The 15,487-nt window shown below is 58.2% G+C and carries 17 protein-coding genes and 3 pseudogenes; 11 read left to right on the top strand and 9 right to left on the bottom strand.

Annotated elements, in window-relative coordinates; all coding sequences use genetic code 11:
* Positions 1-248: 248 nt before the first annotated feature.
* The 5 genes and pseudogenes from tnpA to istB (ACYQ1P_RS04285) all read left to right on the top strand — a co-directional run bounded on the left by tnpA (position 249) and on the right by istB (ACYQ1P_RS04285) (position 5,113).
* On the top strand, positions 249-671 hold the full coding sequence (gene tnpA, locus ACYQ1P_RS04305; protein WP_460019129.1) for an IS66-like element accessory protein TnpA: 423 nt from the start codon (positions 249-251) through the stop codon (positions 669-671).
* A complete protein-coding gene (gene tnpB / locus ACYQ1P_RS04300; protein WP_460019126.1) occupies positions 668-1,018 on the top strand; it encodes an IS66 family insertion sequence element accessory protein TnpB in 351 nt (116 codons plus the stop codon). Before tnpA ends, tnpB (ACYQ1P_RS04300) begins: the two co-directional genes overlap by 4 nt.
* A 57-nt stretch (positions 1,019-1,075) precedes the next feature.
* Positions 1,076-2,632 (top strand): IS66 family transposase, encoded by a 1,557-nt coding sequence (gene tnpC / locus ACYQ1P_RS04295; RefSeq protein WP_460019128.1) that lies wholly within the window; start codon positions 1,076-1,078, stop codon positions 2,630-2,632.
* Positions 2,633-2,831: 199 nt separating this feature from the next.
* A pseudogene (gene istA, locus ACYQ1P_RS04290) lies at positions 2,832-4,346 on the top strand (IS21 family transposase).
* A gap of 14 nt (positions 4,347-4,360) precedes the next feature.
* The gene (istB, locus tag ACYQ1P_RS04285; RefSeq protein WP_460019056.1) at positions 4,361-5,113 is read left to right on the top strand and encodes an IS21-like element helper ATPase IstB; all 753 of its coding nucleotides are present in this window, start codon (positions 4,361-4,363) and stop codon (positions 5,111-5,113) included.
* A gap of 393 nt (positions 5,114-5,506) precedes the next feature.
* On the opposite strand, the gene tnpC (ACYQ1P_RS04280) is transcribed toward istB (ACYQ1P_RS04285), so the two are convergent.
* The 3 genes and pseudogenes from tnpC (ACYQ1P_RS04280) to ACYQ1P_RS04270 form a co-directional block, all read right to left on the bottom strand.
* Positions 5,507-7,063 carry an IS66 family transposase gene (gene tnpC / locus ACYQ1P_RS04280; protein ID WP_460019127.1) on the bottom strand — a complete coding sequence of 519 codons (1,557 nt, stop codon included), beginning with the start codon at positions 7,061-7,063 and terminating at the stop codon, positions 5,507-5,509.
* Positions 7,064-7,120: 57 nt separating this feature from the next.
* The gene (gene tnpB, locus ACYQ1P_RS04275) at positions 7,121-7,471 is read right to left on the bottom strand and encodes an IS66 family insertion sequence element accessory protein TnpB (RefSeq protein ID WP_460019126.1); all 351 of its coding nucleotides are present in this window, start codon (positions 7,469-7,471) and stop codon (positions 7,121-7,123) included.
* A gap of 364 nt (positions 7,472-7,835) precedes the next feature.
* Positions 7,836-8,045, bottom strand: a pseudogene (locus ACYQ1P_RS04270) (hypothetical protein); the annotation flags it as partial.
* Here ACYQ1P_RS04270 and ACYQ1P_RS04265 point away from each other — a divergent pair.
* The 4 genes from ACYQ1P_RS04265 to ACYQ1P_RS04250 all read left to right on the top strand — a co-directional run bounded on the left by ACYQ1P_RS04265 (position 7,980) and on the right by ACYQ1P_RS04250 (position 10,153).
* On the top strand, positions 7,980-8,150 hold the full coding sequence (locus ACYQ1P_RS04265) for a hypothetical protein (protein WP_460020151.1): 171 nt from the start codon (positions 7,980-7,982) through the stop codon (positions 8,148-8,150). The pseudogene ACYQ1P_RS04270 and the gene ACYQ1P_RS04265 overlap by 66 nt on opposite strands.
* Positions 8,147-8,401, top strand: a complete 255-nt coding sequence (locus ACYQ1P_RS04260; protein ID WP_460019125.1) for a type II toxin-antitoxin system HicA family toxin — start codon at positions 8,147-8,149, stop codon at positions 8,399-8,401. Before ACYQ1P_RS04265 ends, ACYQ1P_RS04260 begins: the two co-directional genes overlap by 4 nt.
* Positions 8,398-8,748: a type II toxin-antitoxin system HicB family antitoxin gene (locus ACYQ1P_RS04255; RefSeq protein ID WP_460019124.1), complete on the top strand. Its 351-nt coding sequence runs from the start codon at positions 8,398-8,400 to the stop codon at positions 8,746-8,748. Before ACYQ1P_RS04260 ends, ACYQ1P_RS04255 begins: the two co-directional genes overlap by 4 nt.
* A gap of 748 nt (positions 8,749-9,496) precedes the next feature.
* Positions 9,497-10,153 (top strand): nucleotidyltransferase family protein, encoded by a 657-nt coding sequence (locus ACYQ1P_RS04250; RefSeq protein WP_460019123.1) that lies wholly within the window; start codon positions 9,497-9,499, stop codon positions 10,151-10,153.
* A 398-nt stretch (positions 10,154-10,551) separates the two neighbouring features.
* Here ACYQ1P_RS04250 and ACYQ1P_RS04245 read toward each other — a convergent pair whose 3' ends face one another.
* Positions 10,552-10,683, bottom strand: coding sequence for a hypothetical protein (locus ACYQ1P_RS04245; protein ID WP_460019122.1), 132 nt, complete (start codon positions 10,681-10,683; stop codon positions 10,552-10,554).
* Between the two features lie 39 nt (positions 10,684-10,722).
* Here ACYQ1P_RS04245 and ACYQ1P_RS04240 point away from each other — a divergent pair.
* A pseudogene (locus ACYQ1P_RS04240) lies at positions 10,723-10,962 on the top strand (ATP-binding protein); the annotation flags it as partial.
* 158 nt (positions 10,963-11,120) lie between these two features.
* The gene (locus tag ACYQ1P_RS04235) at positions 11,121-11,330 is read left to right on the top strand and encodes a hypothetical protein (RefSeq protein WP_460019121.1); all 210 of its coding nucleotides are present in this window, start codon (positions 11,121-11,123) and stop codon (positions 11,328-11,330) included.
* Between the two features lie 174 nt (positions 11,331-11,504).
* Here ACYQ1P_RS04235 and istB (ACYQ1P_RS04230) read toward each other — a convergent pair whose 3' ends face one another.
* From istB (ACYQ1P_RS04230) to ACYQ1P_RS04210, 5 genes are all read right to left on the bottom strand, one after another.
* Positions 11,505-12,257 (bottom strand): IS21-like element helper ATPase IstB, encoded by a 753-nt coding sequence (gene istB / locus ACYQ1P_RS04230; RefSeq protein ID WP_460019056.1) that lies wholly within the window; start codon positions 12,255-12,257, stop codon positions 11,505-11,507.
* A gap of 14 nt (positions 12,258-12,271) precedes the next feature.
* A complete protein-coding gene (istA, locus tag ACYQ1P_RS04225) occupies positions 12,272-13,234 on the bottom strand; it encodes an IS21 family transposase (protein WP_460020130.1) in 963 nt (320 codons plus the stop codon).
* 15 nt (positions 13,235-13,249) lie between these two features.
* The gene (locus tag ACYQ1P_RS04220; RefSeq protein ID WP_460019120.1) at positions 13,250-13,609 is read right to left on the bottom strand and encodes a hypothetical protein; all 360 of its coding nucleotides are present in this window, start codon (positions 13,607-13,609) and stop codon (positions 13,250-13,252) included.
* 55 nt (positions 13,610-13,664) lie between these two features.
* Positions 13,665-15,080: an IS4 family transposase gene (locus tag ACYQ1P_RS04215; RefSeq protein ID WP_460018917.1), complete on the bottom strand. Its 1,416-nt coding sequence runs from the start codon at positions 15,078-15,080 to the stop codon at positions 13,665-13,667.
* Between the two features lie 83 nt (positions 15,081-15,163).
* On the bottom strand, positions 15,164-15,328 hold the full coding sequence (locus ACYQ1P_RS04210) for a helix-turn-helix domain-containing protein (RefSeq protein WP_460019119.1): 165 nt from the start codon (positions 15,326-15,328) through the stop codon (positions 15,164-15,166).
* Between the last annotated feature and the right edge of the window lie 159 nt (positions 15,329-15,487).

Here is a 15,487-nt window from a genome sequence, read left to right as displayed (position 1 = left end):
ACTGCTCGCCCATTGCAGGCGGTTTGCAAAAGTCAACACCGAGTCAACACCGAGTCAACACCGTTGCACTGTAACCCGGATCCGTCACCAGCCCGGATCCGTCACCCCGGATCCGTCACCAGGAATTTTCCCGCATCCAAATTGCCACGACTTTGTGCGCATTCCGTAAGCGCCATTTTGACCCCACCTATTTTTTCCAATGAGAAGCGGCGATAATCTTGCCTCGTATTTTTCGAGGGAGGTTTTCTATGCCGGAAGGTTCGGCGCTACATACGGAGTCCACTGTCGTTTCTCAGTTTGTTACGGAGCCGGGTGGTCGGCGCCGGTGGCCCGACGACGTGAAGGCACGGATTGTTGCACAGACCTTGGTTTCTGGCGCGAGCGTAAATGGCGTTGCCAAACGCCATGGTCTGAGAGCCAATCACCTTTCGGATTGGCGGCGGCGGGCGCGGGAGGGTCGTCTGGTTCTGCCGGCGGCCGAAGGTGATATGGCCATGGTGGCGCCTGCACTCACCCCGGCATTTGCCTCTGTCATTGTGCGTGAAGAAAGCCCGCCGGAACCGGCATCGACTTTGGATATGATTGTCGGCCCGGTGACGATCCGGATTGACGCTTCGACCTCGGCGGATCGCTTGGCGGAGATCGTTACAGCCTTGGGACGGGAGCGATGATGTTTTCTTCCGAGGGCGTGCGGATCGTGGTGGCGACCCGTCCCGTGGACTTCCGTAAAGGCCATGATGGGCTGGCGGCCTATGTCTTCAACGCCATGAGACGCGATCCGTTCACCGGCATGGTTTTCGTGTTCCGGGCCAAGCGGGCGGACCGTTTGAAACTTCTCCACTTCGACGGCAGCGGCCTGGTGATGACCTACAAGCGGCTTGAGGATCAAACCTTTGTCTGGCCCGGGATAAAAGACGGGGTGATGGCCCTGTCTGCGGTGCAATTCGAGGCCCTTTTTGCGGGCTTGGATTGGCGCAAGGTTCGGCCCCTGGAAGGGTCTTCGCCGACGGTGGCCTGACCCAGAAAATGCATGTTTTATAATGCATAAGGCCATGGTTTCTGCTAGATTCCAGCCATGTTGAACGCGCCTGAAAGCGAGCCGGAAAGCGGCCTATCCGAAGCGGACCTGCCCGACGATGTCGAGGCCTTGAAGGCCATCATCCGTTCCCAGCACGTCATCAATACGCGGCTGGAGAAGCTGGTCAAGGCGTTCAAACATGCCCTGTTCGGCGCCAAGTCGGAAAGAATAGCCCGGGATCAACTGGAACTGGCGCTGGAGGATATCGAGACCGGAATTGCCGAGGTTCAGGCTGCGGGCGAGGCTTCGAACACGCCCTCATCAAAGTCAACGAAGAAACCACGCCAGACCAATCGGGGCAATCTGCCCAAACATCTGGAGCGGATTGAGGAAGTCATCAAACCCGATGATGTGACCTGCGCGTGCTGCGGCACCGAGCGCCACGTCATCGGCGAGGATGTGTCCGAACGGCTCGATGTCATTCCGGCGCAGTTCCGTGTGATCATCACCCGGCGTCCCAAATATGCCTGCCGGGTCTGCGAGGAAGGGATCGTCCAGGCCCCCGCTCCGGCACGTCTGATTGAGGGTGGGTTGCCGACGGAAAGCCTGGTGGCCCATGTCATCGTTTCCAAGTACGCGGATCACGCGCCGCTCTATCGCCAGGCCCAGATTTATGCCCGGCAAGGGATCGATCTGGATCGTTCGACCCTGGCGGGCTGGGTGGGCAAGGCGGCTTTCGTTCTTAAACCCGTGGTCGATGCTCTGCTGACGGACTTGAAGGGTTCGACGAAACTGTTCATGGACGAAACCCCGGCACCGGTCCTGGACCCGGGAAGGGGCAAGACCAAAACCGGTTACTTCTGGGCCCTGGCCCGTGATGATCGGCCTTGGGGCGGTGACGATCCTCCTGGCGTGGTGTTTACCTATGCGCCGGGGCGCGGTGGCAAACATGCCGAGGATATCCTGGACGGGTTCGGCGGCATTCTCCAGGTGGACGGCTATACCGGCTATAACCGGTTGATCAAGCCCGGACGGCTCGATCCGGCGATCTGGCTGGCCTATTGCTGGGCCCACGCCCGGCGCAAACTCTATAAACTGGTTAAAACGGGAACATCGCCCATCGCCGGGGAGGGCCTGAAACAGATTGCGGCACTCTACAAAATCGAAGATGAAATCCGCGGTCGGTCGCCCGAAGACCGGCTCGCCGTTCGCCAGGAACGCTCCGCACCCTTGGTCAAAGCCTTTGAAACCTGGATCGCCGAACAGCGCAGCCGGGTCTCGGCAAAATCACTGCTTGGCGAAGCCTTGACGTATATTGCCAAGCACTTCGAAGGGCTCTGCCGGTTCCTATCCGACGGTCGCGTCGAAATGGATTCCAATACCGTCGAGCGGACAATCCGGCCCATCACCCTTAATCGCAAGAATGCTCTCTTCGCCGGTCATGACGCGGGCGCCGAAAACTGGGCGGCGATCGCCTCGCTCATCGAAACCTGTAAGCTGAACGGCATCAACCCCTTCGCCTACATCGAGCATACGCTGAAAGCCATCGTCAACGGCCATAAGCAAAATCACATCAAGGACTTGCTCCCCTGGAATTATCAGGCCGGCGTGTGAGCGGGACTGCGCATTCCGACGCAAAGCGGCCACTGATTCCGATCCAAAGCGGCCACTGATTCCGATTTAATCCGGCCACCGATTCCGACGCAAAGCGGCCACTTTTGTCTGGCCTGTGATCGACCTCGTTGGGTGATCTTTTGAGGGTTACCTTCGCACCTTTTGGGAAGGAGCGGAGATGCCCAGGGAGAGGTTGCCCATGCGCAAGATTAGCGACGTTTTGAGGCTGCATGCCGAGGGCCTGTCGAGGCGGCGGATCGCCGTCAGTTTGAATATTGGCCGTACAACGGTCGGGGATTATATCGCCCGGGCCAAACAAGCGGGGTTGAATTGGCCCTTACCCGGGGACCTTTCGGAGGAAGGGCTGGAGCAGCTATTGTTTCCGCCCTTGCGGGTTCGAACGAGGGAACGCCCACTTCCGCCCGATTGGCCGTCGCTGCACCGGGAGAAAAAGAAGCCCGGCGTGACCCTGGCCCTTTTGTGGGAGGAATACCGGGCGCGGCATCCAGAGGGTTACGGTTACAGCCGGTTCTGTGATCTTTACCGGGACTGGCGGGGTAAGCTGAACCCGACCATGCGCCAGAACCATGTGGCCGGTGAGAAGCTGTTTGTCGATTACGCCGGTCAAACCGTGGAAGTGATTGACGGCTTGACCGGCGAGGTCCACGAGGCCCAGATCTTCGTCGCCACCCTGGGAGCCTCCAGTTACACCTACGCCGAGGCCACTTGGAGCCAGGCGCTGCCTGATTGGATCGGTTCGCACAGCCGCGCCTTCAGTTTTTTCGGCGGCGTTCCCAAGCAGATCGTTCCCGACAACCTCAAGTCCGGTGTCATCAAATCCTGCATTTATGATCCCGAGGTTAATCGGACCTACGCCGATCTGGCGAACCATTACGGTACGGCGGTCATTCCCGCCAGGCCCTAAAAACCAAGGGATAAGGCGAAGGTGGAAGTCGGCGTTCAGGTGGTCGAGCGCTGGGTTCTGGCCCGCCTGCGCAATCGCCGTTTCTTCTCCCTGGCCGAACTCAATCAGGCAATCCGTGAACAGCTTGAGGTTCTGAATAGGCGGGTCAGCAAGCATCTGGATGCGTCCCGGCGGCAACTGTTCGAAGAACTGGACCGCCCGGCCCTCAAAGCCTTGCCCGCCGAGCCCTTCGAATACGCCGAATGGAAACAGCGACGCGCCGGCATCGATTACCATGTGGAAGTGGGCAAGCATTTTTACTCGGTCCCGCATGCGTTGGTCAAACAAACCCTGTGGGCTCGCATCACGGAACGCAGTGTCGAGATATTCCATAAAGGCAAGCGTGTCGCCGTCCATATGCGCGGCCCCGGCAATCGGCGTCATACCACGGTCCCGGAACACATGCCGTCATCACACCGACGATACGCCAGTTGGACGCCGGAGAAAATCCGCCGCATGGCTACCGCCCAAGGGGCCAACACGGAAGCCCTCGTTGACATTATTCTGCGCCGCAAGCCACACCCGGAACAGGGCTTTCGTTCCGCTATCGGCATCCTCCGCCTGGCCAAGGTTCATGGGCCGGAACGCCTGGAGGCGGCTTGCGAAAGAGCGCTTGAGATCGGCGCCCATTCCTATTCTTCCGTCAATTCCATCCTCAAGAACAGGCTTGAGGATTGCAAAACGAAACAGGCTGAGAACGGTCCCGCCATCGATCATCCCAACATCCGGGGTTCCGGATATTTTCATTAAGGAGGAAAACAACCATGTTGCAACACCCCACTCACGACCAACTGAAGCTCCTCAAGCTGACCGGTATGGCTCAGGCCTTCGCCGACCTCAGAGACAACCCCCAAGCCGAAGATCTGGCTCATGATCAATGGCTGGCTCTGCTTCTTGATCGTGAAGAAGCCGTCCGTGACGACCGCCGATTGACCTACCGTTTAAGAAACGCCCGCCTGCGCCACGCCGGGGCCTCAGTCGAGAACGTCGATTACCGCAGCCCCAGGCGTCTCGATAAATCCCTGTTCCAGCAACTGGCCCAGGGGAAATGGATCGCCCAAAAACAGAACCTGATCATTACGGGTCCATGCGGTATCGGCAAATCATGGCTCGCTTGCGCCTTGGGTCAAAAAGCTTGCAGAGATGATTATTCCGTCCTCTACAAACGCCTGCCCCGAATGTTCTCCGAATTGGAAATGGGTCGCGCCGATGGCCGTTACCCGCGTTTGTTTCGCGCCCTGACAAAACCAAACGTGCTGATCCTCGACGATTGGGGCCCGGAAAAACTCAACGCTGATCAGCGCCGCGATCTTATGGAAATCGTCGAAGAGCGTTACCAAAACGCCTCGATCCTGATCACCAGCCAACTGCCCGTCGATAAGTGGCACGACGTCATCGGCGAGCCCACCTTCGCCGACGCCATCCTCGATCGTATCGTCCACAACGCCCACAGGCTCGATCTCGACGGACCCTCAATGCGAAAGACCATGGCCGCCAAAACCATTGACCAGACCTAAGGAAAATGACATCAACAAATTACCCAACGGCGTCGATCACGCCGCCAAAAACGAGCCCAGGATAAAGTGGCCGTTTTGGATCGGAATGGGTGGCCGCTTTCCGTCGGAATCAGTGGCCGGTTTCATCGGAATGCGCAAGCGGGACACCGCTTACGGCTTTCTTGATGCTGCGCCATTGTAGGCGGTTTGCAAAAGTCAACACCGAGTCAACACCGTTGCCCTGTAAACGCCATTTTGACCCCACCTATTTGTATTCCCACGGTGTAGGCCGCCTGTTCTGCTCTGAGCGGATCTGGGATATTTTGTGAGCGGGACACCGCTTACCAAAAAACGGTTCTTCGAGGTGTCCATCTACCGTAAGCGGTGTCCCGCTTACAGTAAGCGGTGTCCCGCTTACACGCCGGCCTGATAATTCCAGGGCAGCAATTCCTTGATGTGATTTTGCTTATGGCCGTTGACGATGGCTTTCAGCGTATGCTCGATGTAGGCGAAGGGGTTGATGCCGTTCAGCTTGCAGGTTTCGATGAGCGAGGCGATCGCCGCCCAGTTTTCGGCGCCCGCGTCGTGACCGGCGAAGAGAGCATTCTTGCGATTAAGGGTGATGGGCCGGATCGTCCGCTCGACGGTATTGGAATCCATTTCGACGCGACCGTCGGATAGGAACCGGCAGAGCCCTTCGAAGTGCTTGGCAATATACGTCAAGGCTTCGCCAAGCAGTGATTTTGCCGAGACCCGGCTGCGCTGTTCGGCGATCCAGGTTTCAAAGGCTTTGACCAAGGGTGCGGAGCGTTCCTGGCGAACGGCGAGCCGGTCTTCGGGCGACCGACCGCGGATTTCATCTTCGATTTTGTAGAGTGCCGCAATCTGTTTCAGGCCCTCCCCGGCGATGGGCGATGTTCCCGTTTTAACCAGTTTATAGAGTTTGCGCCGGGCGTGGGCCCAGCAATAGGCCAGCCAGATCGCCGGATCGAGCCGTCCGGGCTTGATCAACCGGTTATAGCCGGTATAGCCGTCCACCTGGAGAATGCCGCCGAACCCGTCCAGGATATCCTCGGCATGTTTGCCACCGCGCCCCGGCGCATAGGTAAACACCACGCCAGGAGGATCGTCACCACCCCAAGGCCGATCATCACGGGCCAGGGCCCAGAAGTAACCGGTTTTGGTCTTGCCCCTTCCCGGGTCCAGGACCGGTGCCGGGGTTTCGTCCATGAACAGTTTCGTCGAACCCTTCAAGTCCGTCAGCAGAGCATCGACCACGGGTTTAAGAACGAAAGCCGCCTTGCCCACCCAGCCCGCCAGGGTCGAACGATCCAGATCGATCCCTTGCCGGGCATAAATCTGGGCCTGGCGATAGAGCGGCGCGTGATCCGCGTACTTGGAAACGATGACATGGGCCACCAGACTTTCCGTCGGCAACCCACCCTCGATCAGACGTGCCGGAGCGGGGGCCTGGACGATCCCTTCCTCGCAGACCCGGCAGGCATATTTGGGACGCCGGGTGATGATCACACGGAACTGCGCCGGAATGACATCGAGCCGTTCGGACACATCCTCGCCGATGACGTGGCGCTCGGTGCCGCAGCACGCGCAGGTCACATCATCGGGTTTGATGACTTCCTCAATCCGCTCCAGATGTTTGGGCAGATTGCCCCGATTGGTCTGGCGTGGTTTCTTCGTTGACTTTGATGAGGGCGTGTTCGAAGCCTCGCCCGCAGCCTGAACCTCGGCAATTCCGGTCTCGATATCCTCCAGCGCCAGTTCCAGTTGATCCCGGGCTATTCTTTCCGACTTGGCGCCGAACAGGGCATGTTTGAACGCCTTGACCAGCTTCTCCAGCCGCGTATTGATGACGTGCTGGGAACGGATGATGGCCTTCAAGGCCTCGACATCGTCGGGCAGGTCCGCTTCGGATAGGCCGCTTTCCGGCTCGCTTTCAGGCGCGTTCAACATGGCTGGAATCTAGCAGAAACCATGGCCTTATGCATTATAAAACATGCATTTTCTGGGTCAGGCCACCGTCGGCGAAGACCCTTCCAGGGGCCGAACCTTGCGCCAATCCAAGCCCGCAAAAAGGGCCTCGAATTGCACCGCAGACAGGGCCATCACCCCGTCTTTTATCCCGGGCCAGACAAAGGTTTGATCCTCAAGCCGCTTGTAGGTCATCACCAGGCCGCTGCCGTCGAAGTGGAGAAGTTTCAAACGGTCCGCCCGCTTGGCCCGGAACACGAAAACCATGCCGGTGAACGGATCGCGTCTCATGGCGTTGAAGACATAGGCCGCCAGCCCATCATGGCCTTTACGGAAGTCCACGGGACGGGTCGCCACCACGATCCGCACGCCCTCGGAAGAAAACATCATCGCTCCCGTCCCAAGGCTGTAACGATCTCCGCCAAGCGATCCGCCGAGGTCGAAGCGTCAATCCGGATCGTCACCGGGCCGACAATCATATCCAAAGTTGATGCCGGTGCCGGCGGGCTTTCTGCACGCACAATGACAGAGGCAAATGCCGGGGTGAGTGCAGGCACCACCATCCCGGATCCGTCACCAGGAATTTTCCCGCATCCAACAGGATAAAGTGGCCGTTTTGGATCGGAATGGGTGGCCGCTTTCCGTCGGAATCGGTGGCCGGTTTCATCGGAATGCGCAGGCTGGACCAGGCTTTCGACCACCGGACGGCGTTTGGCAACCTGTTTTGGTCAGATTTCATCTCATTTGGACACACTTATCCCTCCATCATCGCGGTCCTGCTTTCGTTCAACCCACCGCCAGGGATGGTCGTCGCAGTCGGTCGGTCAGCAGCAGGATGTCCTTGGAGCAGACCACGAGGTACGGCGACCTCCGCCATCTGGAACGTGACGTAGCGGCCATGAGCGACGACCTTGGCTCCGATTTTGACCAGTTTCTCCCGGATCGTGGTCAGAAACCAGTGCTCATGCGCTGGCACGCCAGTTTGTTGCGACTGAAAACGGTTGCAATGTCCCGCCCGAATGCCCATACTATTCCTGAGAAGCAAAATGGGAGTGGCGAGGCGGCATGAGTCGGCGCGACAAGCTGGTTGCCCGACTGAAGGGCAGGCCGAAAGACTTTACCTGGGATGAACTCGTCAGGATGCTGGAAGGTCTCGACTATGCCGAGGCCACAACGGGCAAGACGGGCGGCTCCCGGCGGCGTTTCGTCCATGCCACCGCGCCCGCCATAGCGTTGCACAAGCCGCACCCCGGCAACATCGTCAAGATGTACGTCATTGATAATGTGCTGCGGGTGCTGACCGAGGAGGGTCTGATATGAGCACGATGCTGGAATACAAAGGGTATCTTGGATCGGTCGAATACAACGACGAGGACGAGGTGCTGCACGGTCGCCTGGAGTTCATTCGCGACCTGGTGACCTATGAAGGCGAAGACGCCAAAGGCATCAAGGCGGCGTTCCAGGAGGCCGTGGACGATTATCTTGAGCTGTGCGAGGCCGAAGGTCGCAAGCCTGATGTTCCCCTGAAGGGCAGCTTCAACGTTCGTCCCGGACGCGATCTGCACCGCCGCGCCATGCTCTATGCCAAGCGCCAGGGCATCAACCTCAACACCGTCGTCAGCGATGCGCTCCGCCGATATCTCGAACGCGATGAACATGCGGCGTGACGGTCGATTATGGAAGACGAACTTGCGAGAATGATCAGCAAAGCAGGGGATACCGTTTCGCCTATGAACTGACTTTCGTTATCCATGGGTAGCTGGCAAGGGACTGGAGTCGGGTGTGGTGCCTCCGCTATGGCAAGCGGACCGGGCTCTAGGCGCGTTTGCGCCCGGAGCCGGGCTGCCGTCTCCGCCATCCGGTGACGATCCCTGGCACTTTAGAAGATTCTACAATATGGATAGTAAATTGGCATAAGCACAAATATCCCCTTAACAAATGTGTATTTTAGGGAATCATGATTCGGAATACAGCCTATGAAGATTGATAGGTTGGTCCTTGCAAACCGGTAGATCTTGAACTTTTGATATAACAATTTGATTTTAAATCTATTGCCACTATTATACTCAAAACAGTTATTTGAGTGGCAAAACCATGAAATTCAATGAGATAGATTTGGATGGTCGTCGCCGTATCATTGACATGGTGCAAGCCTATGACGCCCTCACTCAGGCACAGGCAGACCTTGATCATCGCTTCCCCGGTTCCATACGGTGGGCGTCTCGTGGTGGGAGCGATTATCTGTACCGCAAAATTAAAGCTTCTGAGAAATCCCTAGGCCCCCGTTCATCAGAAACCTAAGAAATGGAGAGAGCTTTCCGGGAAGGCCGTACCCAAACCAAGGCCCGCGAGTCCAGCCTGAAGGAACAGCTTGACCGCATGGCTCCGATTATGCGGGCTTCGAATTTGGGGAGGGTGCCGACCATTACCGCAAGGATACTTCGGCGGTTGGCGCGCGAGGGTATTTTAGGCCGGGATTTGATCGTTATCGGCACCACATCATTGTATGCCTATGAAGCCCGCGCGGGCGTCCATATTGGTGGAGATTTCGTCGCCACCAAAGATGTTGATTTGTTATTCGATGCACGGCGCGGCTTGAAGTTCTGTTCGGCGGAAATGAAACGTGAAGGACTGTTGCGCGCCTTGCAACGGGTAGACCGGTCTTTCCAGGGCAGCGGCTATCAGGCTTCGAATGATAAAGGCTTCTATGTTGATTTGGTGCGCCCCCAGGTGCGGAACAAAATCACAACCCATCCGGTTGACCGTATCGCGGATGATGACCTTGCCGCCGCTCCCGTGGCGGGTCTCGATTGGCTATTGAACGTGCCAAAATTCACACAGATCGCGGTTGGTGAGGACGGCATGCCGGTGCCTATTGTTGCCGTCGATCCCCGCGCGTTCGCCCTGCATAAAAAGTGGCTTGCCAGCCGCCCCGACCGTGACCCACTGAAGAAAGCCCGAGACCATGGACAGGGTGAAGTTGCCGCTGCACTGGCACAGGATTATTTCGGGATGGTGATGGATGACCCAACATTGAACGCCCTACCGGCTGCGTTGCGTTCCCTGGCGTAGATCGTCGCAATCCTCGTCGCCGCAGGCGATCGCCAGAATCCGCGCCAGGATCATCAAGCGGGAGGCACGGAAACCCGGACATGATTTTGATCCAGGCGCATCACTGAATTCCACAACAGGCTTTCTGAGAGGCGCAAGAACGTTTATCGAAAAAAACCCGTTAAGCGCGCCCCCGGCGTGCGAATAAGGCAGGACGCAATGTGGGAGCCGTGGGCCCACATTGCCTATCCTGCCTCCCTCACGACGGAGAAAAATGGGGAAAGTCGGAGAAACTCGGAGAAACTCGGGGAATTTTGGAGAAATTCGGGGAATATATTTTAAAATCAATATTTTGGTCGGCGGGTTTAAGTAATTTGGCGACGGGGGGAGATCATCGCCCCCCCACGGATAGGAATGGATCACCCTCCCGACATCGTTCGGTCCAGCAAGGCATCAATCCGCTGCACGGCGGAGCGGAGCGGATCGTCGGCCAGATGGGCATAGCGGGCGGTGGTCTGGGGCTGGGTATGCCCCAGCAGCTTGCCGATCATCGGCAGACTCTCGCCCATCATGACCGCGCCGGACGCGAAGGTGTGTCCAAGACCGGTGCCGAGTTGCTGTTCGAGATGATCTCCCAGCGGTATGAGCGCGGATCTACGCTGATCGCCAGCAATCTGCCATTCGACGAGTGGACCGAGACCTTCGGGACCGAGCGCCTCACCGGGGCACTGCTCGACAGGTTGACACACCACGTCAACATCCTCGAGATGAACGGTGAGAGCTACAGGCTAGCCCAAAGCCGAGCCCGAAAGGCACCCACAAACCCGTAGAAGCGGCTTGCCAGCGTATGAGACCCCCGCTCGGGCTACGCCCTCCCGGCGATCTCATCCGCTGGCCAAAGGTGGCCGACTTTTACGCCGCCCCGTGGCCGGTTTTTTACTCCGCCGTTGACATTCAATATCGCTACGGCGTCGGCAGACGAACCGCCATGCGCATGCGCGACGCCGTGTTGCGCAATTTTCCCCAGGCCGAGGAAGTGGAGACTGGCAAGCGCGTCAAGCGGTGGCGCATTCCCCCTGGCGTGTTGGGGCGCCATATCGGTATTAGCGCCGACGAGCTTTCGGACCTGCACGCTACGTTGGATCTGTTGCGTTCAACGCACCGTGAAGAGCGCCAGAAGAAGATTAAAGCGATCTGATGCCACAAGCACGCTCAGCAGCTTCATGTTCTTTAAGTGCGCATTCCGATGAAACCGGCCACTGATTCCGACGGAAAGCGGCCACCCATTCCGATCCAAAACGGCCACTTTATCCTGGGCTCGTTTTTGGCGGCGTGATCGACGCCGTTGGGTAATTTGTTGATGTCATTTTCCTTAGGTCTGGTCAATGGTTTTGGCGGCCATGGTCTTTCGCATTGAGGGTCCGTCGAGATCGAGCCTGTGGGCGTTGTGGACGATACGATCGAGGATGGCGTCGGCGAAGGTGGGCTCGCCGATGACGTCGTGCCACTTATCGACGGGCAGTTGGCTGGTGATCAGGATCGAGGCATTTTGGTAACGCTCTTCGACGATTTCCATAAGATCGCGGCGCTGATCAGCGTTGAGTTTTTCCGGGCCCCAATCGTCGAGGATCAGCACGTTTGGTTTTGTCAGGGCGCGAAACAAACGCGGGTAACGGCCATCGGCGCGACCCATTTCCAATTCGGAGAACATTCGGGGCAGGCGTTTGTAGAGGACGGAATAATCATCTCTGCAAGCTTTTTGACCCAAGGCGCAAGCGAGCCATGATTTGCCGATACCGCATGGACCCGTAATGATCAGGTTCTGTTTTTGGGCGATCCATTTCCCCTGGGCCAGTTGCTGGAACAGGGATTTATCGAGACGCCTGGGGCTGCGGTAATCGACGTTCTCGACTGAGGCCCCGGCGTGGCGCAGGCGGGCGTTTCTTAAACGGTAGGTCAATCGGCGGTCGTCACGGACGGCTTCTTCACGATCAAGAAGCAGAGCCAGCCATTGATCATGAGCCAGATCTTCGGCTTGGGGGTTGTCTCTGAGGTCGGCGAAGGCCTGAGCCATACCGGTCAGCTTGAGGAGCTTCAGTTGGTCGTGAGTGGGGTGTTGCAACATGGTTGTTTTCCTCCTTAATGAAAATATCCGGAACCCCGGATGTTGGGATGATCGATGGCGGGACCGTTCTCAGCCTGTTTCGTTTTGCAATCCTCAAGCCTGTTCTTGAGGATGGAATTGACGGAAGAATAGGAATGGGCGCCGATCTCAAGCGCTCTTTCGCAAGCCGCCTCCAGGCGTTCCGGCCCATGAGCCTTGGCCAGGCGGAGGATGCCGATAGCGGAACGAAAGCCCTGTTCCGGGTGTGGCTTGCGGCGCAGAATAATGTCAACGAGGGCTTCCGTGTTGGCCCCTTGGGCGGTAGCCATGCGGCGGATTTTCTCCGGCGTCCAACTGGCGTATCGTCGGTGTGATGACGGCATGTGTTCCGGGACCGTGGTATGACGCCGATTGCCGGGGCCGCGCATATGGACGGCGACACGCTTGCCTTTATGGAATATCTCGACACTGCGTTCCGTGATGCGAGCCCACAGGGTTTGTTTGACCAACGCATGCGGGACCGAGTAAAAATGCTTGCCCACTTCCACATGGTAATCGATGCCGGCGCGTCGCTGTTTCCATTCGGCGTATTCGAAGGGCTCGGCGGGCAAGGCTTTGAGGGCCGGGCGGTCCAGTTCTTCGAACAGTTGCCGCCGGGACGCATCCAGATGCTTGCTGACCCGCCTATTCAGAACCTCAAGCTGTTCACGGATTGCCTGATTGAGTTCGGCCAGGGAGAAGAAACGGCGATTGCGCAGGCGGGCCAGAACCCAGCGCTCGACCACCTGAACGCCGACTTCCACCTTCGCCTTATCCCTTGGTTTGTAGGGCCTGGCGGGAATGACCGCCGTACCGTAATGGTTCGCCAGATCGGCGTAGGTCCGATTAACCTCGGGATCATAAATGCAGGATTTGATGACACCGGACTTGAGGTTGTCGGGAACGATCTGCTTGGGAACGCCGCCGAAAAAACTGAAGGCGCGGCTGTGCGAACCGATCCAATCAGGCAGCGCCTAGCTCCAAGTGGCCTCGGCGTAGGTGTAACTGGAGGCTCCCAGGGTGGCGACGAAGATCTGGGCCTCGTGGACCTCGCCGGTCAAGCCGTCAATCACTTCCACGGTTTGACCGGCGTAATCGACAAACAGCTTCTCACCGGCCACATGGTTCTGGCGCATGGTCGGGTTCAGCTTACCCCGCCAGTCCCGGTAAAGATCACAGAACCGGCTGTAACCGTAACCCTCTGGATGCCGCGCCCGGTATTCCTCCCACAAAAGGGCCAGGGTCACGCCGGGCTTCTTTTTCTCCCGGTGCAGCGACGGCCAATCGGGCGGAAGTGGGCGTTCCCTCGTTCGAACCCGCAAGGGCGGAAACAATAGCTGCTCCAGCCCTTCCTCCGAAAGGTCCCCGGGTAAGGGCCAATTCAACCTTTCAATTACCCACAAGTGTTTTTCCATTACCATATGCGGCTTCGAAGCCCATAACGAGGTCGGCGAGGCGGGAGAATCCCCGCCACAGGACGGTGGTTCCAGGCGGAGGGTCGTGTCGTCGGGCGAGGTAGCCGCCAAGGCGGGCGACGGCGACGATATAGAAATCGAGGTTACGCGCTTGGCCGGGGCGAGTGGCGGGCGCGGTGCGATCCAGGAGCGCCAATTCCGTGTCTGTGAAGACGGCCCGCGGCGTGCTCGCCGGTTCGGTACGGCGAAGCCACGTCATCCAGGAGATCCTCCAGGCCGTCACGCTGGCAAGCGCGATGCAATTGGCCAATCGGTCGGCAGTGCTGAGACGGATGTCTTCGATCCGGCATCCGGTCTTGAGGGTCTTGAAGAAGGTTTCGATACTCCAGCGCCGAGCGTACCAATCGAGCTTGTGGACGGCCTCCTCGAAGGAGGTTACGGCAAGGTTGGTGATCAGTTTCCACAGCAGCGGTTCCCGGTGGATGGGAGGATCGACCTCGATGGCATGGATGATCTGGAGCCGTTGATGTTCGTACTTTTTCTGTTTCCCAATTGGTGGACACACGGTCATGGTGGAGAACTTGATAGCCAGCTGGGCTTCCTGTGGCTGGCCGGTGGCATCCCGGAAGCGGATGAAATGCGTACCGCTGGGCTCGATCCCCTCCATTACCTGCGCGATCGTCGTCGCCCCGTCTTGGGCAAGCCGGTTGACGCAGGAGCGCACCAGGAAATGGGTGCCGAGTTCCCGGGCGAGGCTGAAGAGCTCATAGATATCGCTCTCCCGGTCACCGATATGGATGCACCGCTCGGGCGCGCCGATCAACTCGGTCGAAAGTCGAAGATTGTCGAGCCAGCGCATGCTCTCCTTCTGTTCGATCGGAACCCGTGTGGGATTGATCTTGCGTTTCAGAGCCTTCGTGCCTTTGAACTTGTCTCGCGACCAAAACCGCGCGGCGGCCAGCCCGAGCGGCAGGCCGTCGGGTGTAACGGCCAGGCTTACGTGCATGAGCATGCCGCAGATCGTATGCTGATGATGGCGCCCTTCCTTGGTTTTATGGCCGCAGGAGGTCTTCGTGAAACCGACTTTCTCGGGCTTGCTCCGTTTGAACGAGAATTCGGTGGTGTCCTGCAGCACGAGAATTGGTCCGTCTATGGCCTGTACCCGCAACGCGGTGGCCGCGAAGTGTCCCGCCAGGATCTTGTCCTCGCTGACATTCTCATTTGCAAAGAAGCGGTAAGCCGCCTTCGTATTCGCCCAGTCCTGGAACGCGGTGGGCAGCGATCCACCCGGTCGCTCTCCCATGGCAGCCAGCATCGCTCCCATCCGCCGGTTCAGCCGCGCATCACCCAGATCACAGCTTGCCGTTTCGTCATCCACCCACGATCCCATGTTTGCACCCTATACTGTGAGGTGCCCAACAACGAATCATGGCCGATTCCTGAGAGTCAAGCCTAAATGTGGCCCATCATCCATCAAGACCCACAAACTGTGGGTAATTTCAAGCAATTCAACCCCGCTTGTTTGGCCCGGGCGATATAATCCCCGACCGTTGTACGGCCAATATTCAAACTGACGGCGATCCGCCGCCTCGACAGGCCCTCGGCATGCAGCCTCAAAACGTCGCTAATCTTGCGCATGGGCAACCTCTCCCTGGGCATCTCCGCTCCTTCCCAAAAGGTGCGAAGGTAACCCTCAAAAGATCACCCAACGAGGTCGATCACAGGCCAGACAAAAGTGGCCGCTTTGCGTCGGAATCGGTGGCCGGATTAAATCGGAATCAGTGGCCGCTTTGGATC

The sequence above is a fragment of the Magnetospira thiophila genome (assembly GCF_054657015.1).
The sequence above is the reverse complement of the archived record's forward strand: the minus strand, read 5'-3'. Positions and strand labels throughout refer to the sequence as shown.